Below are 21,511 nucleotides of genomic sequence, written 5' to 3' on the forward strand. Positions count from 1 at the left end.
CAGCGGGGTTTTGCCTGAGAAGGTGAGAAAATATCACCTTTTCGGCAAAATACCCGCTGTTCGCGGATTGTTTTCCCCGCGTCCCGGGCCATCCTGCGGGCAGGCTGAGGGGTCACCTCATATTGCGTGGTGAGGCGCGCCATCTGCTCACCCCCTAGAATGGGTTCATGGATAACACTAAAAAATCAGGTATTGTCACCGAATGGGTCGATTCAAAGGTCAAACCGGGCGATGATTTCTTCCGCCACGTGAACGGCGCGTGGCTTGACACGTACGAGATCCCCGCCGACCGCTCCAAAGACGGCGGCCTGTACACCCTGCGCGATGACGCCGAGAAGCATGTGCGTGAGATTATTGAGCGCGTCGCCAAGGAACAGCCTGCTTCCCGTATTGGTGCACTGTACAACTCGTTTATGGACACCAAGAAAATTGAGGCGGATGGCCTGGGCCCGCTGCTGAAAGAGGTCGCCCCCATCCTGAACGCGCAGACCCCGCAGCAGCTGGCGGTCACCCTGGCGCTGCTCTCACGCGCGGGTATTTCGCAGCTGATCGGCTGGTACACGAGTATCGATTCGAAAGACCCGCAGAAGTACACGTTCTATATGACCCAGTCGGGCCTGAACCTGCCGGATGAGGCGTACTACCGTGAGGAGAAGTACGAGCAGGTGTGCTCCGCCTATATTGACCATATTGCGCGTGTTTTTGAGCTGACCGGTTTGGCGGAGGGGTTTAGCCTCACCCCGGCGGAGGCGGCGAAACTGATTTTTGCGCATGAGGCCGAGATTGCCGCCCACCACTGGGATGTGGTCGCTAACCGCGACGCCGAGGCGCGGTACAACCCGGTGGATGCGGCTGAGCTTGAGGAGAAGTTCCCCGGGTTCCAGTTCTCGCACTGGCTGCGGGCGCTTGGTGCTGACCCCGACAGTATGGGCAAGGTGGTGGTGTCTCAGCCGTCGTTCTTTGAGGGTGTGGCGCGCCTGTGGGAGCAGACGCCGCTGCTGACGTGGAAGCTGTGGGCGGTGTGGAATGCTGTGCATTCGCGGGCACCGTTTATGTATGACGAGCTGGTGCAGGCGAATTTCGATTTTTACGGCCGCACCCTTTCGGGTACGGAGAAGCTGCGCGATAGGTGGAAACGCGGCGTGGGCACGGTTGAGAAGGCGCTCGATCAGGAGGTCGGCAAGGAGTATGTGGCGGTGCATTTCCCGCCGGAGCATAAGGCGAAGATGCTTAAACTGGTGGATAACCTGCTGGAGGCATACCGCCGCTCGATCACGAACCTGGAGTGGATGACCGAGGCCACCCGGGCGAAGGCCCTGGAGAAGCTGTCCATGTTCGTGACGAAGATCGGTTACCCGGATGAGTGGCGTGACTACTCGAAACTTGAGCTGGTTGAGGGTGATCTGTTCGAGAATTTGCGCCGCGCCTCCGCCTTTGACTGTGATTTTATGCTGGAACGCAATGGCCAGCCGGTGGATCAGAACGAGTGGCTGATGTCGCCGCAGACGGTAAACGCCTACTATATGCCCCCGGCGAATGAGATCGTGTTCCCGGCCGCTATTTTGCGCCCGCCGTTCTTCGACCCTGACGCTGATGACGCAGTGAATTACGGCGGTATTGGTATGGTGATCGGGCACGAGATCGGCCACGGTTTTGATGATAAGGGCTCACGCTATGACGGCACGGGGGCACTGAATAACTGGTGGACCGATGAGGACTACGAGGAGTTCAATAAGCGCACGCACGCCCTGGTTGAGCAGTATAACGCGTACACCCCGGTGGGTCTTGACCCGGAAAAGTTCCGGGTAAACGGTGAGCTGACGCTGGGTGAGAATATTGGTGACTTGGCGGGACTGTCGATCGCGATTGAGGCGTATAAGATCGCCCTTGAACAGCAGGGTATTAATTCGCTGGAGGACGCGCCGGTGCTTGATGGGATGAGCGCGGCACAGCGTCTGCTGTGGTCCACGGCTCAGGGCTGGCGCACAAAATCCCGCCCGCAGCACGCGGAGATGATGATTTCGGTGGACCCGCACTCCCCCGATGAGTTCCGGGTGAACGGCACGGTACGCAATATTGACGAGTTCTACACGGCTTTCGGTGTTACTGAGGGCGATCAGCTGTACCTGCCGCCTGAGGAGCGGGTGCGCATCTGGCTGTAGCGCCCTGTGCCTTTGGCAGAATCTTTAGCAGACCCACAAAAACCTGCGGGCAGGGGGTATCGGTTTGAGCAGCGGATATTTTCTCCTCTGTTAGAACACATATCCTCTGCTCGCGGCCTCAGGGGCTAGATGTTAGGTCGTGCGGCGGGTCCACTTGGTGAGGGTAAGACCCGCTGTAACAGCTATGAGGGATGCGGCACACACTATGGCGTACAGCCCGGTATCAGCCCACACACTCACATGTGAGAACAACAGGCTGCCTAATGCGGTGAAGAGTGCAGTTGCCAGGAAAATAACCGACATAACTTTCCCAATATGTTTGGGGGTACTGTTCTTCTGCACGTCACTATATAGTCGAATATTGTAAATAACTATAATTCCTGCGCTTATAAATAATGCACAAAATACACTAATAATTCCGGGAATGATAGCTATACAGTACGCGCAGCACATCAGAAATAGTAGAGTATTTGGGTGAGCTTTTGCCCCGAGACTGGGCGTTTTATGAATAATAGCGGATGCAGCCACAGCACCCAGCGCCGAGATAAACATGCCCAACCCATACATGTTTGAGTCCATCCCCAGGTGCGCCACTCGCCCCAGCAGCAGATACAGAGTGGAGGCTCCCCACACGTTAATGACCGTAATGTAGAGTACCTCGCGTCTAAGATATGCTGAAGAGGCTATATATGCTAGTCCATCACTTAAATCACGGGTTATTCGAGGTTTTTCTTCCTTCACCTCAGCACGAGACACACGCCGCCCCGAAGGCAGATACAGAGTGATTACCAAAGAGAGCATAAAGGAGACAAAATTGACAATCAGCGCAGCTTCAAGAGCATCAGCTGTCTGTTGCGCCAGGATAGCTGCACCCACTAGCGGGCCCGCCGAACGCGATAATTCCCCTACCACCGAATAAACACTATTGTATTTTTCAAACTCTTGAGTATGGAGTATTTCAGGAATGATAGCCCGGCTGGTGGGCGCATATATTGTTGCGATAAGCGACAACCATGCCGAAAGAATGAGCACAATAAAAACACTTGCGTGCCTGTCAAGGTATATCGATAATACGGCGGCGGCTATACAGAAAATACTGTTTATAATGTCATAGGCGATAAGCAGTGTTTTCTTATTGTATCTGTCAATAATCGTGAACCCCAGAATACTGGCAAGAAGCACCCCTGCCCCATTGAGTGCGTTCATCAGCCCCACCATCTGATTACCTGCATGTTGACTCACGTACCATGCGACCACCACAGTGTAGGCGATCGACCCTACTCGAGAGAGGGCGGTGGCAGGAATAAGGTTGTGTGCCCTGCTGTATCTGTTAACCACCTGGTTTATCACCGTTTCATCATTACCCATACGGCGCGGCTTCTAGCTCGCAGTGTTGGATTTTTATATCCTTCGCGGGTGCATAAGAGTGCATCTATACCTTGTTCGTGCCGCTGGTTGCGGAGGAGAAGAACAAGGCGTCAGTGCTGATGACCCACTTGTTGTCTTTGTAGGTTAGATGCATCTCTGCGTCATCGGTTATTTCCCGCTTGTCACTGGAAATATCTCGCGCACGGCCATCTGACACAGCGAACTCCCCAATAGTGATTTTCGTTGTGCAAGGCCACATGTATGTGTCGTCTTTTTTCGTGGGCAGAGGATCTTTAAGGATGAAAACGCACTTGGATTCCCCCACCCATGCCTGGGTGAAGGGTTTCCCAAAATACTCGTACACGCCCTTTTTGTCTGCCTCCTCCATGTTCACCTGCTGAATACAGGTGTCTTCCCCGGTGTTTATGGCGTAGGTGATGGCGGCCGCATAATGCCCGAGGGCGGAGTAGATTCCCGCAACGGTTTTATTGTCGATGTTGGCGGGTTTGACGGGTTTAGGCGTGTTCTTGGCGCGGTGCTCTCGGGTGGCGGGTTCGTAGGTTCCTGCGGAGGTGTCGTAGCTGTCGAACTTGATCTCGCCCGAGTAGTCTCCCCTTATGTTTGTGAGCTGGGCGGAGGAGGTGCAGGCCCCTAACGCGGTGGCACCTGTTGCGGCGATCCCCGTGAGCACGGCGCGGCGGGTCACGGCGGAAGTTCGGTTTAATGCGGAAGTCATAGGGTCATCGTTCCTTTTTGCGGTCGATGGTCGGTTCTTCATTCATCATATCGACCGCCGGGGAACATCTAAAGACCCCACCGCCTTCACTGCGGTGCAGGTAACCAGTGTTATGGCTTGTGAATCATCTGTAACACTCGTGAGCTGTTCTACTGTGCGCGAGGCACAGGAGAAATAGGGCACCGGGTTCTGCGGGGGGCGAGCGCGGCAGCCGCCTTGTGCTGGCATCCTAGACGCGGGAGGTTCCCCCTGCACCGGGCGATGAGGAGCTGCGGTTGGTGGGCAGGGTATCAAAGACCCACCGCTCGTCCTTGTACCGGGCAACAATATCCATGGGGAACTCTTTTGACCGTTCTGATTCTGGGACTTCTTCCACTGAACGATTCTTCACCCGGAAGGGGCCGATTTTAAGAGTGAGCAGAGCTGGCCACGTGTAGGTATCGCCGTCTTGCCGGGGTGTAGCCTCTTTAAGACTAATGATGAGTGTGGGGTCAGCAACCCAGGTGGAGTCACTCACATGGCCTATAGCCCTTGTCAGAGAGGCTTTATCTTCGCTGTTTAATGCGCTTTTTCCAACACATTCCGCGTCGCCGCTGGTGAACCCGTGGGTGTAGGCGGCAGCCAAGTAGGCAATATTGGCGTGGAGTCCGGCCACACTGTTCTTATTCGCTTCTTCGGGAAGAATAGGTTTGGGGACGTTTTTGGCGCGGTGTTCCCGGGTGGCGGGTTCGTAGGTTCCCGCGGAGGTGTCGTAGTTCTCGATTTTCGCTTCGCCGCTAAAGTCGGTGCGTTCAGAGTTTGAGGGGCTGGCTGCCCCTTCCTCTATTGTTTGTGTGGTGGCAGGCACCAGTGTGGAGGCGCATCCTGTGAGCGCGGTAGCGGCTGCAATACCCACGGTCATGAGTGCGGTGCGGCGGGTATAGGCGGAAGTTGTCATAGCGTGTCATCCTCAACGATTGGTGATTGCCATATTAGTTTATCTGCATGGAGGTATCTAGTTTAACGGCTTAACCACGGTGTTGCTTGTTATTTTGGCAAGTATTTCATCTCTGGCGGCTGGCGCCTGGGCCTGAAAGCTGATCGTCCTGGGCTCATCTGAGAGGGCCGAAAACGGGTGGAGGTTCAGTCTCCAACGCACCGTCCGTCGGCGCGCAGCGCATGCCCAAACGTTACCCCTGAATATTGTGTTAAAGCAGCGCTAAAACGCTTCGCGCCGCACTGTCCGGGCCGCTTTTGCGCGACTATTCAGGTTCTTTCCGTACAATAGAATACGTTGCCTCCGTACAGGTGCGCGGCACCCGAATAACCGTGCACGGTACGTATTGGCGGCTTCACCGTGACTATTAGTGCGCTACAGAAAGGGTGTCCAGTGTCTGACGTTCCCGCCTCCGAACCACAGTTCGGTGCACCCCCAACCGTTACCCAGGCCCCTGCCAGACTGGGCACCCAAGGCACCCTGGATTTGGTGAAAAAAGAGACCCGCGCACCCGAGGCAGCCACGGTGAATAACGGCGCTGCTGAGCTGGCAATAGCGCTGAATAACACCGACCTGAAATCCCCCACGCTGCTTGACACCCTTGAGAACACGATCTCGGTGTACGGTGCCGACACGTTCAACGGTATTGACGTAATCACCCAGCGGCTGCTGAACATGCAGGAGCTTGAGCTCGCCCCCGAGTCACCGCAGACGAAAGCCTCGAAAAACTTGGCTGAACTACGCGCGCAGATCAACTCCCTGGATTACAGCGCAATTGACGGCACCCCCGGCAAGCGCGGCCTGGCAAAACGCCTGCTGGGGCGCGGCAAAAACAAGATGGAGGCGTTCTTCTACCAGTACGCCACCGTCAACCGCAATATTGAGGGCATCAGCAAAAAACTTAAAAAGTCCACGGACGCCCTGGTGATGCAGCAGGCGGAACTGGTGAAGCTGCGTGAACGCCTGCAGGAAGGCATGCGGGATTTGAACGAGAAGGTTGCGGTGCTTCAACAGTTCGCCGATATGGTGCGTGCCGCCGCCGAAGAGACCCGGCTTGAAGGGGATGAAGAGACCGCGCGCATTTACACCGAGAAGGTGCTGTACGTGACCGAGCAGCGCATCAGCGACCTGCTCACGAAGCTTGAAATTGCCGGGCAGGCGTACCTGACCAGTGACGTTGTCTCCAGCAACGGTAAAGAGCTGATTCGCGGTATCCGTCGCGCCGAAGACACCACCCTGTGGGCGTACAAGATGACCGCCTACATCGCCCGCTCTTTGGGCATGCAGGAGGCGGTGCTGCAGCAGCTTGGCGCCCTGAAACAAACCACGGAGAACGCGATCACGCGCAACGCCGAGATGCTGTCCTCGCAGGCTACGCGTATCCAGCAGATGGCGTCCCAGCCCGCAATCGACCCGCAGGTGCTGGAGCAGGCGCACGGCAAGGTGCTGGCCGCTCTTGATGAGATTTCCTCCTTCAGGCAGGGGGCGGTGGATGCGTTCGCCCAGTCAAACCAGATGCTGCGGGAGCTCACCGCCGACTCGATGCGCCGCGTCGAACGCAGCAACGCCGAAGAGAACACGGTCACCGGCGGCGGTTCTGCCCGCGCCATCACCGGGAACTAGCGCCAATGAGCTTCCTTAAATGGTTTCTTGGGGTTCAGGATACACACCCTGCACCCCAGCCCGGGCAGCCGCCAGCCCCACCCAGGGCGGGGGTGAGCGAGCATACCACCCAGACCGGTAACGCACAGGCGTACCCGCAGGTACACGAGCCCACACCCGCCGAAGTGATCGCGGAGGCCAGCATACGCCTGGGGCAGTTCGCTGACACGGTACCGCCTCGGGCGCTCTTTCCGGCGTTTGAGATGGTCGAGACCTACCGGAAGATCACGGATGAGGCGGGGTCTAACACGCACCGGGCGCTGCCGGAAACAACCTCGTACACCCTGCAGACGGCGCTAAGCACCTACCTGCCGAACCTTTTCACCGCCTATACGCGCACCCACTCCCCCACCGAGACGCAAACCACCGAGCTGGTGCAGGCGCTCACGGAGGCGAACCGCGAGTTCTCCACCGCCCTGAACCTGGTGCGGGCCGGGCACAGCATGGACCTTGAGACGCACACCCTGTTTATGCGTAAGCGCATGGTGGCATGATGGGGGCGGTAACATGATGGAACTGAGCATCGGGCAGAACGTGAACCTGACCCAGGCCGCCCCCGAGGTGCACAATATCCTGGTGGGGCTGCGGTGGCGCACCGACGAACCGCTGCTGCGTGAATGTCTGGAAGCCGGGGTGCTGCTCACAGCGGGCGGGCGCCTGGTGAACCGCCGCGACTTCGTGTTCGCGCACCAGGTGCTTGACAGCTCCGCCAGTGTGCACCGCCGCGAGCTCATGGGCGACGACAAGGCACAGTTCGGCCTACATTTACCGGAGGTTCCGGCGGATGTGGACTCGCTGGAGGTGGTGCTTTTCATTAACGGGGAAAGCTCAATACGGCTTAACCGTGCCAGCGGCATACGGGCCCGCGTCATTAACCCGGCCACGGGAGCCACCATGTTCCGTGCGCCCCTGGCGCAGGTGGGCCGCAGCGCGGCGGTGCGCCTCATGCAGGTGTACCGGCACCGTGGGGACTGGAAGGTGCGTGCGGTGTGTGACGAATGGCCGGATGTTCCGGCGATGCTGCGGGGGTTCGGGTTGTGAGCCGCTACAGTTTCTTAACGGCGTACCTGGCCGACCCGGCGCCGCAGAATAATCGTGACCACGGCGGCAGCGCCCCTGCCACCACGGGCAGCGCGGCGGCCCACGCACCCCAGCGAACAGCCTCGGCCGCCACCCAAAACACCCGGCACAGCTCCCCCACACCGGCGGTGCAGCCCGGTGGCGGCGGGCGTCGCGTGCAGGCCCCTTCAGTCGTCAAACCCGGCGGGTCGAATAGCGCGGGGCGGTCGGTGACACCGCCAGATATGCGTAAACCCGCGCGCCGCACCGCCACCTATACCCCCGCAGAGCCCAGCAGCCGAATATCGGGGGCACCCTCCGGGGCCGAAACCACTGAAACATCCACACCCGTAACCGCCAGCCCTATACCAGACCCCGAACCGCACTGGTGGGGGTCCGCCCCAAATATCACCGAAACGGCGCAGGAAGAACGGGCCTTCATACTTGATGCGGTACAGTCCGGAATCGGCGGGGTGAGCATCACCGGCACGAACCTGCACGCAACCCTGCTCACCTGGGACGGCACCACCATCGACTACCCTGAGCCTTCACGGCCCGAACCCATTGATACGGTCACCAGGATCACTCTCAACACCGACTGCACGGTGCTGAGCATACCGCCGCGGGCGCTCACGCAGCTGCGTTCGCTGGTTGTGGGCGGAGAAAATCTTATACTGGCCAACACCAGCCTGGGGTTTACCCGAAACCTGGGCAGGGGCGCGCTAGTATTAAGCGAGAGTGGGTACGCTACGCTCGCAATAGCCATTATTGGCTAGAAATAACCACCATAAATAGACAAGAGATAAGGAAAGGTACATGGCTGCTATTAAGCTCACCAAAGGCAACCCCATTAACCTCACCAAGGAGGCCCCCGGCCTGAAGAACCTCACCATCGGTCTCGGCTGGGACCTGTCAATTGCCGGGGAAACGTACGACCTGGACGCCTCGGTCATGCTCACCGATGAGAATGACAAGATCATTTTCGATGACGCCTCCCTGATCTTCTTCAATAACCCCACCAGCGCGGACGGGGCGATCGTGCACACCGGTGATAACCGCACGGGTGACGCTGAAGGCGACGATGAGACGATTATCGTGAACCTTGAGAAGGTGGACCCGCAGGTTCAGCGTGTGCACATCCTCGCCTCTATTTACGAGGGTGAGAAGACCGGCAAGAACTTCGGTGTGGTGCGCAACGCCTACGTGCGCCTGATTAATGACGACACCAACGAAGAGATCGCCCGCTACGACCTGTCCGAAGACTGCTCGGCGGCACCGGCGGTGCTGTTCGCTGTGGTGTACCGCCATAATGGCGAGTGGCGTTTCAAGGCTGTGGAAGACCCCTTCACCGGTGGCCTGCCGCACCTGCTCACCTCTTACGGTTTTACCGTCTAGAACCCTCTAGACAGCACACACACGCTCTATAAGGAGAGCTTTTAATCAATGGCATTGTTGAAATTCTTCAAATATGACCTGCTCATCACCCTCGCGGCGCTCGTTGTGGCGATGTTCTACGGCGGTGTTTCGGGCATGGTTTCCGCCGCGATCCTGATCGTGCTTGAGATCGTGTTCTCGTTCGATAACGCGGGCGTGAACGCAAAATACCTGAACAAGATGTCGCACGCCTGGCGCCGTATCTTCCTGACCGTAGGCGTGCTCGTAGCGGTATTCGGAATGCGTCTGGTGTTCCCGTTCCTGATCGTATGCCTGGCCGGTAACGTGGGACCGGTCGAAGCGTGGAACCTGGCCATGGAGCGCGGCGACCCGCACACCCCCGGCACTTACGGCTACATTCTGGAATCTGCGCATCACACGATCGCCTCTTTCGGCGGCATGTTCCTGCTGATGCTGTTCCTCTCATTCCTGTTCGAGGCAGGTAAGGATGTGCACTGGCTGGCGGTCATTGAGAGGCCGCTGGCTAAGGCGGGGCATTTCGACTCAATGCCGGTGCTGGTTTCGGGTGCGATCCTGTTGGCGGCCGCGCAATTGTTCGGGGCCGAGCACCATGAACAGTACACGATCCTGCTCTCCGGGCTGCTGGGTATGCTCACGTTCCTGGCGACGAACGGTCTGGCGACGTTTATGGAGGACCGCAATGAGGCTCAGGAAGAGTCTTTGTCGGAGGTCGCTATGCTCACGGGTAAGGCCGCGTTCTCTATGTTCATCTTCCTGGAGGTGCTGGACGCGTCATTCAGCTTCGACGGGGTGCTGGGCGCGTTCGCGGTGACTTCCGACCCGATTATTATTGCGATCGGCCTGGGTGTGGGCGCCCTGTTCGTTCGTTCAATGACGATCTACCTGGTTGAGAAAGGCACCCTGCAGGAGCTGCGCTACCTGGATCACGGCGCGCACTGGGCGATCGGTGTTCTGGCGCTCATGCTGATAGCGACCCTGAAGTGGGATATCCCGGATTATGTGATCGGTTTATCTGGCATCGTGTTCATTGCGGGTTCGGTCATCTCATCCCGCCGCGCTAACCGTGCCGAAGCCGCTGAGAATGATGGGGACGCCAAAGAACCCGTAACCTCGGGAAGCTCAACCGATTAGGCCGCCCTGTGAGCGTGTCCGTAACCGCTGCCGGGTGGCCGCCCCACTGGGGTGGGCGCTGTCGCCCGGCGCGGCATGACAACTAACGTACAACGATGTAGAAGGGTATAGAAACTATGGCCATTAACCTTTCAAAAGGCCAAAAGATTAACCTGTCAAAAGATAACGGCCTCACCCAGGTACGCCTGGGGCTGGGCTGGGACCCGATCAAGGTGAAGGGCTTCTTTGGGCGCACCAAGGAGAAGGCCGTGGACTTGGACGCTTCGGTGCTGGCCTATGATGCCTCGGGGCAAATGGTTGAGGCCGTGTTTTACGGGTCGTTGCGTGCCGCAAACGGCTCAATCATCCACCACGGTGATAACCTCACCGGTGCCGGTGATGGTGATGACGAGGTTATAGACATTAACCTGCCCGGGGTGGATGCCCGCGTCAACACCCTGGCGTTGGTGATCACATCATATTCGGGTGATCAGTTCAGCAGTATTGAGAACGCGTTTGTGCGCGTCGAAAATGTGGAAAATCGGCAGGAGCTGGCCCGTTTTGAGATGACGCAGAAAGGCTCGCACACGGGTCTGATGGTCGCCTCCATTAGCCGGGACGGGAACGACTGGGTGTTTAAGGCTGTGGGTTCGCCGCTGCCGGGCGCCGCACGCACCCCGCGGGACGTTATCGACCCGGCTCGCGCCTACCTGTAACCCGCGAACCGCCGAAGCAGGTTCCGGCCCGTGATACAGGGGTGCCCCAGATGGTTAGCCATCTGGGGCACCCCTGTTACGTACTTTAGTCAGTCATGGTGCACACCCGACACTTCGGCGACGCTGCACCAGCCACGTGTCTTTGAAGCAGACGCAGGTAACCGCCTAGATTGAACTGCTGGGTGAGGCACTGGCTGATGCACCACCCGGCGACTGAGAGTTGAAGTCACTAATATGCCACGCACCATTCGAATATTTGGCAGTAAGCTCGTCCTTACCCGTATGCTTCCGTTCTGTCTCTTTGAGCTCGCGCACGTTTCCGAAAGCTACTATATATTCCCCAAGATCAAAGGTGTATGTAGCAGACCAATGGTAGGTGTCATCATGTTTAGTAGGCTGGGATTCTTCCAGAAAAAACGTAAAAGTGGGATTGCCAAACCATGCCTTCCCCTCTTTAAACGCCTTTAACATAGCCTTGGTAGAACTAGCCTTAGTCATATCCCGTTTTTCTTTGTCATTGAGGTCTGACTGCTCAAAATACTGGTCGTCTCCCGTAGCGAAAAGATACTGTAACGACGCTGCCATGAACGCAAGAGACGAGTAGAGGCCCGCCACTGATTCCTCATGGATATTATCGGGTTTAACAGGTTTGGGCACGTTCTTCGGTGGCTGGGTGCGGGTAGCTGGCGAGTAGGTTCCCGCAGAGGTATCGTAGCTTTCGAGCTTCACCTCACCCCTATAGTCTTTCTCGGGCTCTTTTGTCTGATCATCATCAGAAATATCTGAGGTAGGAGAGTTTATATTTAAACCGCTGCAGGCGGTTAAAAACGTAAGGGAGCCAGCGCCTAAAAAACCAAAGGCGGCACGGCGGTTCACTATGAATGTCATGTTAGGTTTCCTTTCAGCTGGGAATAACCAGCCTCAGCATCATACTGAGCTTTCACCACGGTGAGCGGGGGTTTTCCAGCCCAAATCTGCGCTGCAGCTTTTGTCTAGGCAAGAATTTTCCGCATACCAAGGGGCAAGGGGCGACTTACGGCTTCACCGTTGAAGAGAGCGCCTGAATACCGGCAAGCTCCCACACGCCACCTGTATACTCGCCACGCATAACAACTTTGCTACTAGTTTTCCGTTCATTAGCAGGCATATCGCGCACTTGACCGGCAGCCACTAAGTAGGCACCTACTGCGGTTGTGATAGTTGCTGGCCATAGATAGTATTTACCCGATTTATTGGACGAGGATGTTTCTAGGGTGATGACATACTTGGGATCTTCAAACCAGACTTCGCCTGTTTGCAGAACCGAGTACTGTTCAACCATTATGTCGTAGTTTTTCTTCTCCTCTGGGTGAAGTTTGACCTGCTCAGTGTACTGGGAATCCCCAGTGGTCATGAGGTACTGCATTGAGGCTGCCATGAATGCCAAGGATGAGTAGAACCCTTCCTCAGAGTTCTCGTTCATGTTCTTTGGTTTGATGGGCTTGGGCACGTTCTTCGCTGGCTGGGTGCGGGTAGCTGGCGAATAGGTTCCCGCAGAGGTGTCGTAGCTTTCGAGCTTCACTTCCCCTTTATGGTCTACCGACGACGAGCTGGACGGTGAATTAGAGGCAGCAGAAGACGACGAACTCGCTGGACCGGCGGAGGCACTGGACGATGCGCTGCTACTCTCAGCCTCTTGATGCTTCACAACGGTTCTTATAGGGGCGCAGGCAGACAACAATGCTGCAGCAGATCCAGCACCCGCAACGCTCAGCGCGGCACGGCGGTTAAATACGGAAGTCACAATATTATCGATCTCATTTGTCTAGATTCAGGATGTTTGACTTCTTTATTATAGCTAAAGTTCGTTTTTATTACCTTAAATTTATTTTTATGAGTTATCTGAAAGATCATAGATCATGATGGTAACTTCCCACACGCCACCAGTGTATTTCCCTTTCATATACCCCTTTTGAGGTTTTTCAGCCCCCGTAGAGGGCACAGGGGCTGTCTGACCTTGTGCGTTATGGACATTTTTACCGTAATCAAAAACGACCGTAGAGGGCCATGTGTAACTAGAGCCTGACTTGGTGGGCTGGTCAGTCGTTAAAGTAATAACAATCTTGGGGTTTTCAAACCATGCGACACCGCCTGCGATATATTGTGCCATCTCATCGTAGTCACTCAGATCCTCTTCCTCATCAATTTTTACTTGGTCGAGGTATTGCCGGTCGCCCGTTGTCACAAAATACTGGAATGAAGCGGCATAGAAGGCGATTGTTGAGTATAGACCAGCCACCGAGTTTTCATTCATATTCGCTGGCTTAATGGGTTTAGGTACGTTCTGCGGGGGATGCTCGCTGGTGCCGGGCTCATAGGTGCCTGCGGAGGTGTCGTATTTCTCTAGTTTTGCCTCGCCTTTATAGCTCTTCGCAGGCTCCGAAGATGCTGGTGAAGACGATGACGGAGAGACCGTAGGACTCACGGACTCCTCAGACGGCTCCGGAGAATGTGAATTGGGGCTGCTACTACTGCTACTGCTGCTATCGCCGCTACTTTTCTTGACACTTCTTAGCGGGGCGCAGGCCGCTAAAAACGCAGCAGACCCTGCACCCAGAAGACCCAGGGCGGTACGGCGGTTAAACACGGAAGTCATGACAGGGGTCGCATCCTTTCCACATAAGGTGATCGCGCACTCTTATCATACAGCGGCAGGGGTAGAAGTAGCGGCTCGAAGGTGCGTGCGCCCTTAACAATAGAATGCAGGCCACATCCGTCAAGAGGGACAGTAGGCACCTAGGCGCCCCTACGGCAAGCCCACTGGATAGGAGGATTCCATAGGCACCAACCATGATGTCCGCTCCAATAACTAGCGCAACCATACGTTTCTATAAATATATTTTTCTCTTGAGGTATCAATCATTTATCCTCAGAGAACGGCAGCATCTACTCGCGTGTTAATAGTTAATTATTGAATTATGAATCACCAAGCACCGTACGGTGCAGATATCCTGCTTTGTCACTGTGCAAGGGGCGGGTTAGCCCTATATAAATAATCTCCAATATCCGATTTTTAAGTTGATTGCAAAATATTTAAGCACTATCTCAGAATATTAATATTGCACAATCATCTATTAAAAATATTTTAGACACTCTACAGTATGTACTAGTTTTATTTGAATATATTATTTATAATATGAATGTATATTTTGCGATCAGCTCACGGAGGAACGATACAATGACCGAGGAGAAACCCACTCAGCAGCAGCCCACCGAAAAGGAAGTGCAAGATGCAGTAGCATTTGCTCTCGCAGCATCTAATTTGGCGGGATGTACCCCTCCTACGCAAGAAGACATTCAACGACTCGAAAGTTATGCCCGAGGTGAGGTTTCTATAGAAGAAGCTATAGCCGATGCACGCCGTCGCATCCAGGGAGTGTAAATACTATGGAACAGCGTTGGCTTCAGGAGCAAGCAGCAAGTCCCGCATGGTATGCCTACTACATTCCCTTCACCTATACTCTGCGTAATAAGTTTATATCCCCCAATCACCCCTATGGTGAGCCTAATCCCGAGAAGCTTGCCGCTCTCGAAGAAGAAGCAACCCAACGGCGGATGATTGATCTTCGGTTTCATCCTATTCAGGGCAACTTTGATTACAATCATATGAAAGCTGTGCATCACGCGATCTTTCAGGATGTATATGACTGGGCGGGTCAAGAACGCACCGCCCCTACCAATGGACCCATGGTCAAACTCGGGCACGCATACTACCCTGCAGGGCCTAATCTTACTGCTGCTGCTCACGCACAATATGACCTTCTGGCCCGAAAAAACTTGTTGCGAGGTTTAGATCAGAACACGTTTGTTACTGGACTTGCTGAAAGCTGGGGCGAGATTAATGTGGTCCACAGTTTCCGTGAAGGCAACACCCGCAGCCAGTTCGTGTTTTTCTCCCAACTCGCCCAGCAAGCTGGTTACCATATTGATACCGCTGCTTTTGCCCCTGGAAATCCTTTGCGTGACGAGTTCGTACAGGCGCGTTTCTATAGCCAAGATACCGGCAGAAACGATAGGTTAGCCGCTGTGCTGGGTAAAGCTATTACACCCATATCACCTTCTGTTTCCGCGCAGGGGCACGAATTCCCCCTGCAACGAGAGGTTGGCTTGAGCAGGGGTGTTTCCCTGAATAATGCTGGTGACCCTAATCTCCGCAGGACAGACGATGCGCCCACGCTAGGTTCTTCTGAGGCACCTAAAAATACATACAACAGGTACCAGCTACGCTCAAAACTAGACGATGTAAAAAACACGGCTCCCTCCCCCCAGCAGAACCGTTCACAGAACACACAGCAGCGGCAGGAACCACAAAAATACAGACAGCCCCACCCCAAGCGCGAGCGCAATGACCGTCACCCGAGGATGGGACTGTAAAGTAAACGCCCAAAATCAGAGGTAGTTGGGAAGCCCACAGTATAAGCCCACCATGCACATGGGCTCTTGTTGAGCCTGTACACGTGGCGGGCTTATTGTGGGTCTACCGTCATGACTTACCGCCTGCGCCCCAGCCCAGGATTACACCAGACCCCACCGTTTAAGATACGGCAGCTAGAAGCTCTCAGGCAGCAGTAACCGCCTGCTGACGGTAGTTCACAGTACCGTCAGAGGTGACACCCCAGTTATCCATGGTGGGGGCCTGCATCCTAATCAAATGCTGTAGGACTTCAGGGCGAATACTACTATTCATTAACTACCTTAATCCCTCAGGAAGGCTATCGTACACAGCATCATAAATATCCTCGCTAATAAGTCCACGATCATACGCAAGTTCCAAATATTCAGAGGAGAGATCCGTGTTATTCTCGTAAAACCACCCGAGAGTCTGCCGTGGTTTATACGGCCAACGCTGCAGCTCATCAATTACTTGATCCCTCGAAAGCAAACCCACAGCATATCGATCACAGATCTCGCGAATACTAGCTCCAGAAAACCCAGGTTTTACCTCTTCCAAAGGGTACTTAACAAACCTTCCGAATTCTTCATCTGATAGGAGTACCTCACTCCGAAAACTCTCAGGTTTCCGCCCGGCACGTATCTGTTGTTGAATATACCGACTGGAGTCAATCCGATGGATCGTAGCTCGTATATTGTTTAATATTTGTGGCGTTAAAGACATTTAATCTTATCTATCTTGTTATTTAATGCCTCAGATTGGTAGAAGGCATACTGGAAGAAATATTATGACGTAACATAGAGGATTACTCATTAGAGGTTGTTCCGCGCCCAGAAAAACTTCAAATGACCGAAAAACCTAGAGTACGAGGCTGACATCCTGTGGAACACTGTGGGCAGTACCCGCCAGTATTTCGATACGCGGGTCCCTGTTCTACACCACACAGTGGCAGTTAACCTGCTGGTTGAGCTGTTTGTCCCCATGCGTCGAATGGTCCGCCTTGAACGGAGAGTTTATCAATATTTTCTTTATGGGTACGGGTATCGGTGATACGGTCGGTCATTGGGGTTTATCCTTCTGCGGCGCGTCGTAGAGCGGCTCGTGTCCGAGAAACTTCTAATGTCAGGTCGTAATCAATGAGCTCATGGGTTTCTGCGGTGTCGAGGTCGTCCCAGGATCCGGGGACTTCGGGTGCTCCTCCTTCCATACCCCAAGGATCCCACTCCTCACCTTTAGCTTGAGGCTTGTACTCCCAACGAACAAGCTCATCAATGGCTTGGGCACGGGTAAGTTCACCAACATAGTAGCGTTGACAGATCTCATACGGGGAACCGGAGCTAAACCCGGCACGGATAGGTTCTACTTCGTTAGCTTCTTGAATTTTTTTGGGGATGTCACTTTGACGGATCCCGAGTCCGCGAGCGAACTGGTTGTTTTTTGCTCCGGCATCGGCGAGGGCTTTGACCATGCGGAGTTCGGCAAGTTCGATGAGTTCTTTTTCAACGCGTAGTTTGTAGGCTTTAGCGACAAGGTCTTGCAGTTCCATGGTGTGTTTCCTTTACGAGTAGTTGGGTGCGCGGTCTAGGGGTTTATCCTTCAGGGGTAGCCTGAGCTTGACCAGCAACCTCCTCCTGCGCCCCAGCCCAGGATTACACCAGACCCTACCGTTTAAGATACGGCAGCTAGAAGCTCTCGGGCAGCAGTAACCGCCTGCTAACGGTAGTTCACAGTACCGTCAGAGGTGACACCCCAGTTATCCATGGTGGGGGCCTGCATCTTCCCGCACAGCTGATACGCTCTCATCTGGTCTTCTTTCAGCACCCCAGCGTCGGCACGGGTCCACCACGGGGTTAGCCCCAGGTGCATTGGCCTATAGTTCTTATACTGCACCATAGCCGTAAACGCTGGGATCTGGGTCATGGCCGCCGCCTCCATCACCGATTTCTCTTCCACAGAGTACGAGGTGGAGTTACCGTACTGCCCTGCGGAATACGACCGAGAAACCCGTTTACGGTCGAATTTACCCAGTGCCTCAGAAACCGGCCGCAGCGTCTCTACGTCCAAGCCCGGCAGGTAGTACTTCACCACCGACATATAAACCATATAAGTGCAGCAAATAGAAGGATAGGAAGAGCTACCCTCCGGCAGCTGACTGTTAAACTTTAGCGTAAAACTGATACTTTCAAGCTCTAAGACACGCACAGTAGGGCAACCCTCACGTTTAACTTGCAATTATTAGGCCCTGCAGCTCCTGCACCACCCACTGCAAAGCGATCAAAAACATACTTATTGAACAGAGCACACAAACAATTCGCCTGGATTGAGAGGCTGTTTCACCACCCAATCCAGGCGAAATTTAGTTCTTTCTCAAGAACAGTTGAGTTATACCTACAAGGCATATGGCAGGCACACGCCTGGGAACACCCACAACCTCAGCGAACCAAGGGTAAGGCAAGCTCCCTAGACGGGCTCTTTACGCCTGCTGCCTGCGCTTCCGCGATGCGGCATAGGTGAGAGCTACACCCGTTGCGAATAGTCCTGCAGCGGTAGCCACCGGAGTAGTCGAGAAGCCGGTGTTCGCCAAGCTACCGGTGCTCTTCGCTGCGGTCGCCTGACTCTCACTCTGCACACCCTGCGCAGCAGAAGCAGCGGCCGGGTTATTAGCAGGCACAGCAACAGTCCCAGAGTCTTGAGCCTGCTGAGCGGCAGGAGCAGCCGGGGCGGCCTGAGAACCTGCAACAGCGGCAGACCCGCCGGATGCACCATTAGCTGCAGCACCAGCACCCGAGCCGCCGCCAGCTACTGCCTCAGAAGCAGGGGTGTAGGCAGGAGTATAGGCCGGAGCCTGTGCAGCCTGTGCCTGCGCGGCGGGGGCCGCCTGAACCGGAGCCTGAGCGGCAGGGGCTTGCACGGGCGCTGCCTGAACCGGGGCCTGTGCAGCGGAACCGCCTGCCACAGAGGTGTCAGCCGGGGCGGCAGGAGCTACCGGGGCTGCCGGAGCAGGGGTTTCAACTGGTGCGGGCTGGGCAGGCTGAGCAGGAGCAGGATCGGTATCAACCACAGGAGCCGCCGGGGCGGGAGTTACCGGGGCATCAGGCGCTGGAGTGGGGTTAATCGCCGGGTCGGCAGGCGCTGGGGTCGGATCAATAGCAGGATCTGCCGGTGTCGCATCCCCCGGAGTGGGAGTCAGCCCAGGAGTCGGGAACAAACCGACGGGGTCCTGCTCTGTGGCAAGAACCGGAGCCTCAGGCTCAGCAGCAGGCTGAACAACAGCTGCCGGGGAAACCGCAGCAGCGGGCTCTTCAGTTGCCACAGCCGCAGGGGTGTACGCTTCAGCCGGGGCATCATCAGCCATAGCCGGAACCATATTAATAGCTGCAAGAACAGCCAAACCACCTAGCACTGTCACTTGTTTCTTCATGGGGTCACTCACTCTCCATCTTTCTTAATAATTGTCATGTGGTGATGGTCGGCTGATAACAGCACGGATGCTCCATCATGGTTAACACCAAGAACCTCACCTTCCGGGCTCTTGCGCACCCCACCGGGTCCAGCCCACGAAACGCCGCCCGTGCCGCCAGAAAGGTGAAAGCCCACCGGAAGTGGGGTAGCTTTTTCAGGGGCCATCTCTATGGTATACGTTGAACGAGTGCTACAGTCGATAATTTGCTTACCTAACAGTAGTGTCGAACCAGAGAAATCTACCTTGGCGCCCTCTGATGCATCAACGGAAACCTTCGCCGCAATATCACCCGAACTCACCGACTGAAAAACCAGAGTTGAACGACCATCAACAGACCAGAGCGTCATCACCTCGCCACGCGAGCTCACCCCAGCCCACGATGTAAGACGTGCCCCCTCCCCCGGTGAGGCAAGCTTATGCGAACCCTCAACCTTGCCGGACGAATCAGCGGTAACAACTGTTCCTCCATCCTGGGAAGTAGCCCAGTACGCCCGTGAACCATCAGTAGAAATAAACGACGCTCCCTCGGCCGGGGTGCGAAACTCTTTGGGCGATGACCCCAGCAGCGTTACTTTCGCTGGTTTAGACGGGTTATCACGGTTAACCAAAGCAGTAACCCCTTGACGGGTGAGCATTTGCTGGTCTTTAGCGGAGTACCGCAGCACCTCACTGAATTTCTTATCACTGGACCACGTGAGGTAGGACTCTTTACCGAGGTATGCGAAACCACCCTGGTGGGGCCGTATTGTCAGCTCAGAAAGCGCATTATCGGGTTCTTTTACCTCCGTTTTGCTGACTTCCTCCCCCGTCTGAGCCGATACAACATACAGTGTTTTACCGGACAGGTAGGTGACATATTTACCATCCTGCGAGACGGCGGAAACTTCAGCAGCACCGGCTAACTGGACGGTGTCACCTTTCTTCTCCTGGGTAGAGTCGGGACTTTGGGGGTCTGTACTAGTTTTATGAGGCTGAGCTGAGACAGTTCTCTCCCCATGATTCGAGAAGAAAAATATGACTCCCCACACGCTGCCGCCCAGCAGCCCCACAACAAGAACCAGTGCCAGCGGAACAAGAAACACTGCCCGCTTGTAGAAGGGTTTCTTCTCCACAGCAGGGGCCGCTACCACAGCTTGAGAAAATACCATATTGTCGGGCTCGACAAAACCATTCGGGTATACCACCATGACTCTGTTACCGCCCTGCGCATCTGTTACATGGACGTATACCGGGCGCCTTAGGTTACTGGCAATAGTGGAAACATAAACATAGGAGCGGGACAAAGCAGCATCAATTGTGGCCTCTTGAATGAAGCGAACCCCTTGATCCTGAACAGCCAACTCAACAACGGCTGGCCCTCGAATAATGGCATCCACACGCGGGTACCTTGACGGCTCCATTCTTCCCTCCTTGCATGCCCCTATTCATCATAGAATTTGGGCATTTGGCACACCCTACGGGGGTACTCATAAATGTACATATATCGTAGCAAGGTTCGCCGAATCACTAATATGATCTGACTGCTCAGCCCTACCAGGTATACGGTCAGCTATCCTGGCCAGAAAACGGTGATTAACATATTTTTCGCTGGTGCACAGACCTATCAGTTCATAGCTTCCTACCTACACTCGCTGGAACACGCCAGTGATTTCAAAAATTAGACAAAGAGTTAATATATGATATCGGGTAAGAAATTATTGAATTATAATCGCTACAAATTTATTTCAAGATAGAGATAACTATGAATAAAATACGCGGCACACCCAAAAACACACACTACAACCCAGACCACAGGGAAAAACACACCATGCCGCTACACACCTTCACCACAATCCTACAAATTTCCGCAGGGATCATGATACTCTACGGCATCCGCGACGAATACAAACGCTACCGCGATAAGAAAAAAGGGAAAATCGTCAAACGCCTCCCCCGCCTTGAAGGCGCCGCAACTATTTTTCGGCTGCATCTGCCTCGTCAGCTTCTTCATCGCCTTATTCATAGCACTCCCAGCATCCGAATGGCTCCCCAACTGGTACTACTTCGCAGGCGGCATACTCTCCGCAGCAACCGGAATCGCCCTGCTATACCGCTACGAAACAAAATACCTCAGCATCAACCCCAACGGAACCATCACCCACCGCACCTGGACCGGACGCCGTATCACCACCCCAAAAACTAACCCTGGGTTGCATAAGAATCACCGCCGAGGCGGGGTGTTTAAGTCTCTGATTGTTCTAAACGCTCTAGGGTGAGAGCATGATCTTTTCTACGGCTCACAAGACACCACTACCTAGGTGAGCGTCGTTGTGTTTTTCGGCGAACCGACCCTTGAAGCTCCCGCGCATACACACCCAACGAACTCACTAACACATCCCCTAACCCAAACCCTAAAACACCCGAAGGCACTA

At 55.0% G+C, this 21,511-nt stretch carries 22 protein-coding genes; 10 read left to right on the plus strand and 12 right to left on the minus strand.

What is annotated here, in order from left to right; translation table 11 throughout:
• Positions 1-167 precede the first annotated feature (167 nt).
• Positions 168-2,162, plus strand: coding sequence for a M13 family metallopeptidase (locus D8M23_RS10115; protein ID WP_126854663.1), 1,995 nt, complete (start codon positions 168-170; stop codon positions 2,160-2,162).
• 132 nt (positions 2,163-2,294) lie between these two features.
• Here D8M23_RS10115 and D8M23_RS10120 read toward each other — a convergent pair whose 3' ends face one another.
• The 3 genes from D8M23_RS10120 to D8M23_RS10130 all read right to left on the minus strand — a co-directional run bounded on the left by D8M23_RS10120 (position 2,295) and on the right by D8M23_RS10130 (position 5,203).
• Positions 2,295-3,530: an MFS transporter gene (locus D8M23_RS10120; protein ID WP_126854664.1), complete on the minus strand. Its 1,236-nt coding sequence runs from the start codon at positions 3,528-3,530 to the stop codon at positions 2,295-2,297.
• Between the two features lie 64 nt (positions 3,531-3,594).
• Entirely contained in the window at positions 3,595-4,266 is a 672-nt protein-coding gene (locus D8M23_RS10125) for a DUF6318 family protein (RefSeq protein WP_126854665.1), read from the minus strand.
• Positions 4,267-4,495: 229 nt separating this feature from the next.
• Positions 4,496-5,203: a DUF6318 family protein gene (locus D8M23_RS10130; RefSeq protein WP_126854666.1), complete on the minus strand. Its 708-nt coding sequence runs from the start codon at positions 5,201-5,203 to the stop codon at positions 4,496-4,498.
• A 432-nt stretch (positions 5,204-5,635) separates the two neighbouring features.
• Between D8M23_RS10130 and D8M23_RS10135 the strand changes: the two genes are divergently transcribed.
• From D8M23_RS10135 to D8M23_RS10165, 7 genes are all read left to right on the plus strand, one after another.
• Positions 5,636-6,865 (plus strand): toxic anion resistance protein, encoded by a 1,230-nt coding sequence (locus tag D8M23_RS10135; RefSeq protein WP_126854667.1) that lies wholly within the window; start codon positions 5,636-5,638, stop codon positions 6,863-6,865.
• Between the two features lie 92 nt (positions 6,866-6,957).
• Entirely contained in the window at positions 6,958-7,398 is a 441-nt protein-coding gene (locus D8M23_RS10140; RefSeq protein ID WP_238693847.1) for a hypothetical protein, read from the plus strand.
• Between the two features lie 13 nt (positions 7,399-7,411).
• Positions 7,412-7,945, plus strand: coding sequence for a TerD family protein (locus D8M23_RS10145; protein ID WP_238693848.1), 534 nt, complete (start codon positions 7,412-7,414; stop codon positions 7,943-7,945).
• Positions 7,942-8,739, plus strand: coding sequence for a hypothetical protein (locus D8M23_RS10150; protein ID WP_126854669.1), 798 nt, complete (start codon positions 7,942-7,944; stop codon positions 8,737-8,739). Before D8M23_RS10145 ends, D8M23_RS10150 begins: the two co-directional genes overlap by 4 nt.
• Positions 8,740-8,779: 40 nt before the next feature.
• A complete protein-coding gene (locus tag D8M23_RS10155; RefSeq protein ID WP_126854670.1) occupies positions 8,780-9,358 on the plus strand; it encodes a TerD family protein in 579 nt (192 codons plus the stop codon).
• Between the two features lie 48 nt (positions 9,359-9,406).
• Complete coding sequence (locus tag D8M23_RS10160) at positions 9,407-10,510, plus strand: DUF475 domain-containing protein (RefSeq protein WP_006889107.1); 1,104 nt, start codon at positions 9,407-9,409, stop codon at positions 10,508-10,510.
• 116 nt (positions 10,511-10,626) lie between these two features.
• Entirely contained in the window at positions 10,627-11,205 is a 579-nt protein-coding gene (locus D8M23_RS10165) for a TerD family protein (protein ID WP_126854671.1), read from the plus strand.
• A 165-nt stretch (positions 11,206-11,370) separates the two neighbouring features.
• Here D8M23_RS10165 and D8M23_RS10170 read toward each other — a convergent pair whose 3' ends face one another.
• From D8M23_RS10170 to D8M23_RS10180, 3 genes are all read right to left on the minus strand, one after another.
• On the minus strand, positions 11,371-12,093 hold the full coding sequence (locus D8M23_RS10170) for a DUF6318 family protein (RefSeq protein ID WP_126854672.1): 723 nt from the start codon (positions 12,091-12,093) through the stop codon (positions 11,371-11,373).
• 145 nt (positions 12,094-12,238) lie between these two features.
• Positions 12,239-12,988 (minus strand): DUF6318 family protein, encoded by a 750-nt coding sequence (locus D8M23_RS10175; protein ID WP_126854673.1) that lies wholly within the window; start codon positions 12,986-12,988, stop codon positions 12,239-12,241.
• A gap of 87 nt (positions 12,989-13,075) precedes the next feature.
• Entirely contained in the window at positions 13,076-13,840 is a 765-nt protein-coding gene (locus D8M23_RS10180; RefSeq protein ID WP_126854674.1) for a DUF6318 family protein, read from the minus strand.
• 540 nt (positions 13,841-14,380) lie between these two features.
• Between D8M23_RS10180 and D8M23_RS10185 the strand changes: the two genes are divergently transcribed.
• Complete coding sequence (locus D8M23_RS10185; protein WP_238693849.1) at positions 14,381-14,626, plus strand: antitoxin VbhA family protein; 246 nt, start codon at positions 14,381-14,383, stop codon at positions 14,624-14,626.
• A gap of 5 nt (positions 14,627-14,631) precedes the next feature.
• Positions 14,632-15,618 (plus strand): Fic/DOC family protein, encoded by a 987-nt coding sequence (locus D8M23_RS10190; RefSeq protein WP_126854675.1) that lies wholly within the window; start codon positions 14,632-14,634, stop codon positions 15,616-15,618.
• A 184-nt stretch (positions 15,619-15,802) separates the two neighbouring features.
• On the opposite strand, the gene D8M23_RS12305 is transcribed toward D8M23_RS10190, so the two are convergent.
• The 6 genes from D8M23_RS12305 to D8M23_RS11730 form a co-directional block, all read right to left on the minus strand.
• Entirely contained in the window at positions 15,803-15,931 is a 129-nt protein-coding gene (locus D8M23_RS12305; protein WP_274543026.1) for a hypothetical protein, read from the minus strand.
• Positions 15,932-16,706: 775 nt separating this feature from the next.
• Positions 16,707-17,183 carry a hypothetical protein gene (locus D8M23_RS10195; protein WP_126854676.1) on the minus strand — a complete coding sequence of 159 codons (477 nt, stop codon included), beginning with the start codon at positions 17,181-17,183 and terminating at the stop codon, positions 16,707-16,709.
• 167 nt (positions 17,184-17,350) lie between these two features.
• The gene (locus D8M23_RS10200; protein WP_126854677.1) at positions 17,351-17,740 is read right to left on the minus strand and encodes a TraM recognition domain-containing protein; all 390 of its coding nucleotides are present in this window, start codon (positions 17,738-17,740) and stop codon (positions 17,351-17,353) included.
• A gap of 370 nt (positions 17,741-18,110) precedes the next feature.
• Positions 18,111-19,058 carry a hypothetical protein gene (locus D8M23_RS10205; protein ID WP_126854678.1) on the minus strand — a complete coding sequence of 316 codons (948 nt, stop codon included), beginning with the start codon at positions 19,056-19,058 and terminating at the stop codon, positions 18,111-18,113.
• 8 nt (positions 19,059-19,066) lie between these two features.
• A complete protein-coding gene (locus tag D8M23_RS10210; RefSeq protein ID WP_126854679.1) occupies positions 19,067-20,500 on the minus strand; it encodes a hypothetical protein in 1,434 nt (477 codons plus the stop codon).
• A gap of 434 nt (positions 20,501-20,934) precedes the next feature.
• Positions 20,935-21,102, minus strand: a complete 168-nt coding sequence (locus tag D8M23_RS11730) for a hypothetical protein (protein WP_153274077.1) — start codon at positions 21,100-21,102, stop codon at positions 20,935-20,937.
• Between the last annotated feature and the right edge of the window lie 409 nt (positions 21,103-21,511).

Origin of the sequence: Rothia sp. HSID18067 (assembly GCF_003989445.1) — a bacterium.
GTDB classification, from domain to species: domain Bacteria; phylum Actinomycetota; class Actinomycetes; order Actinomycetales; family Micrococcaceae; genus Rothia; species Rothia aeria.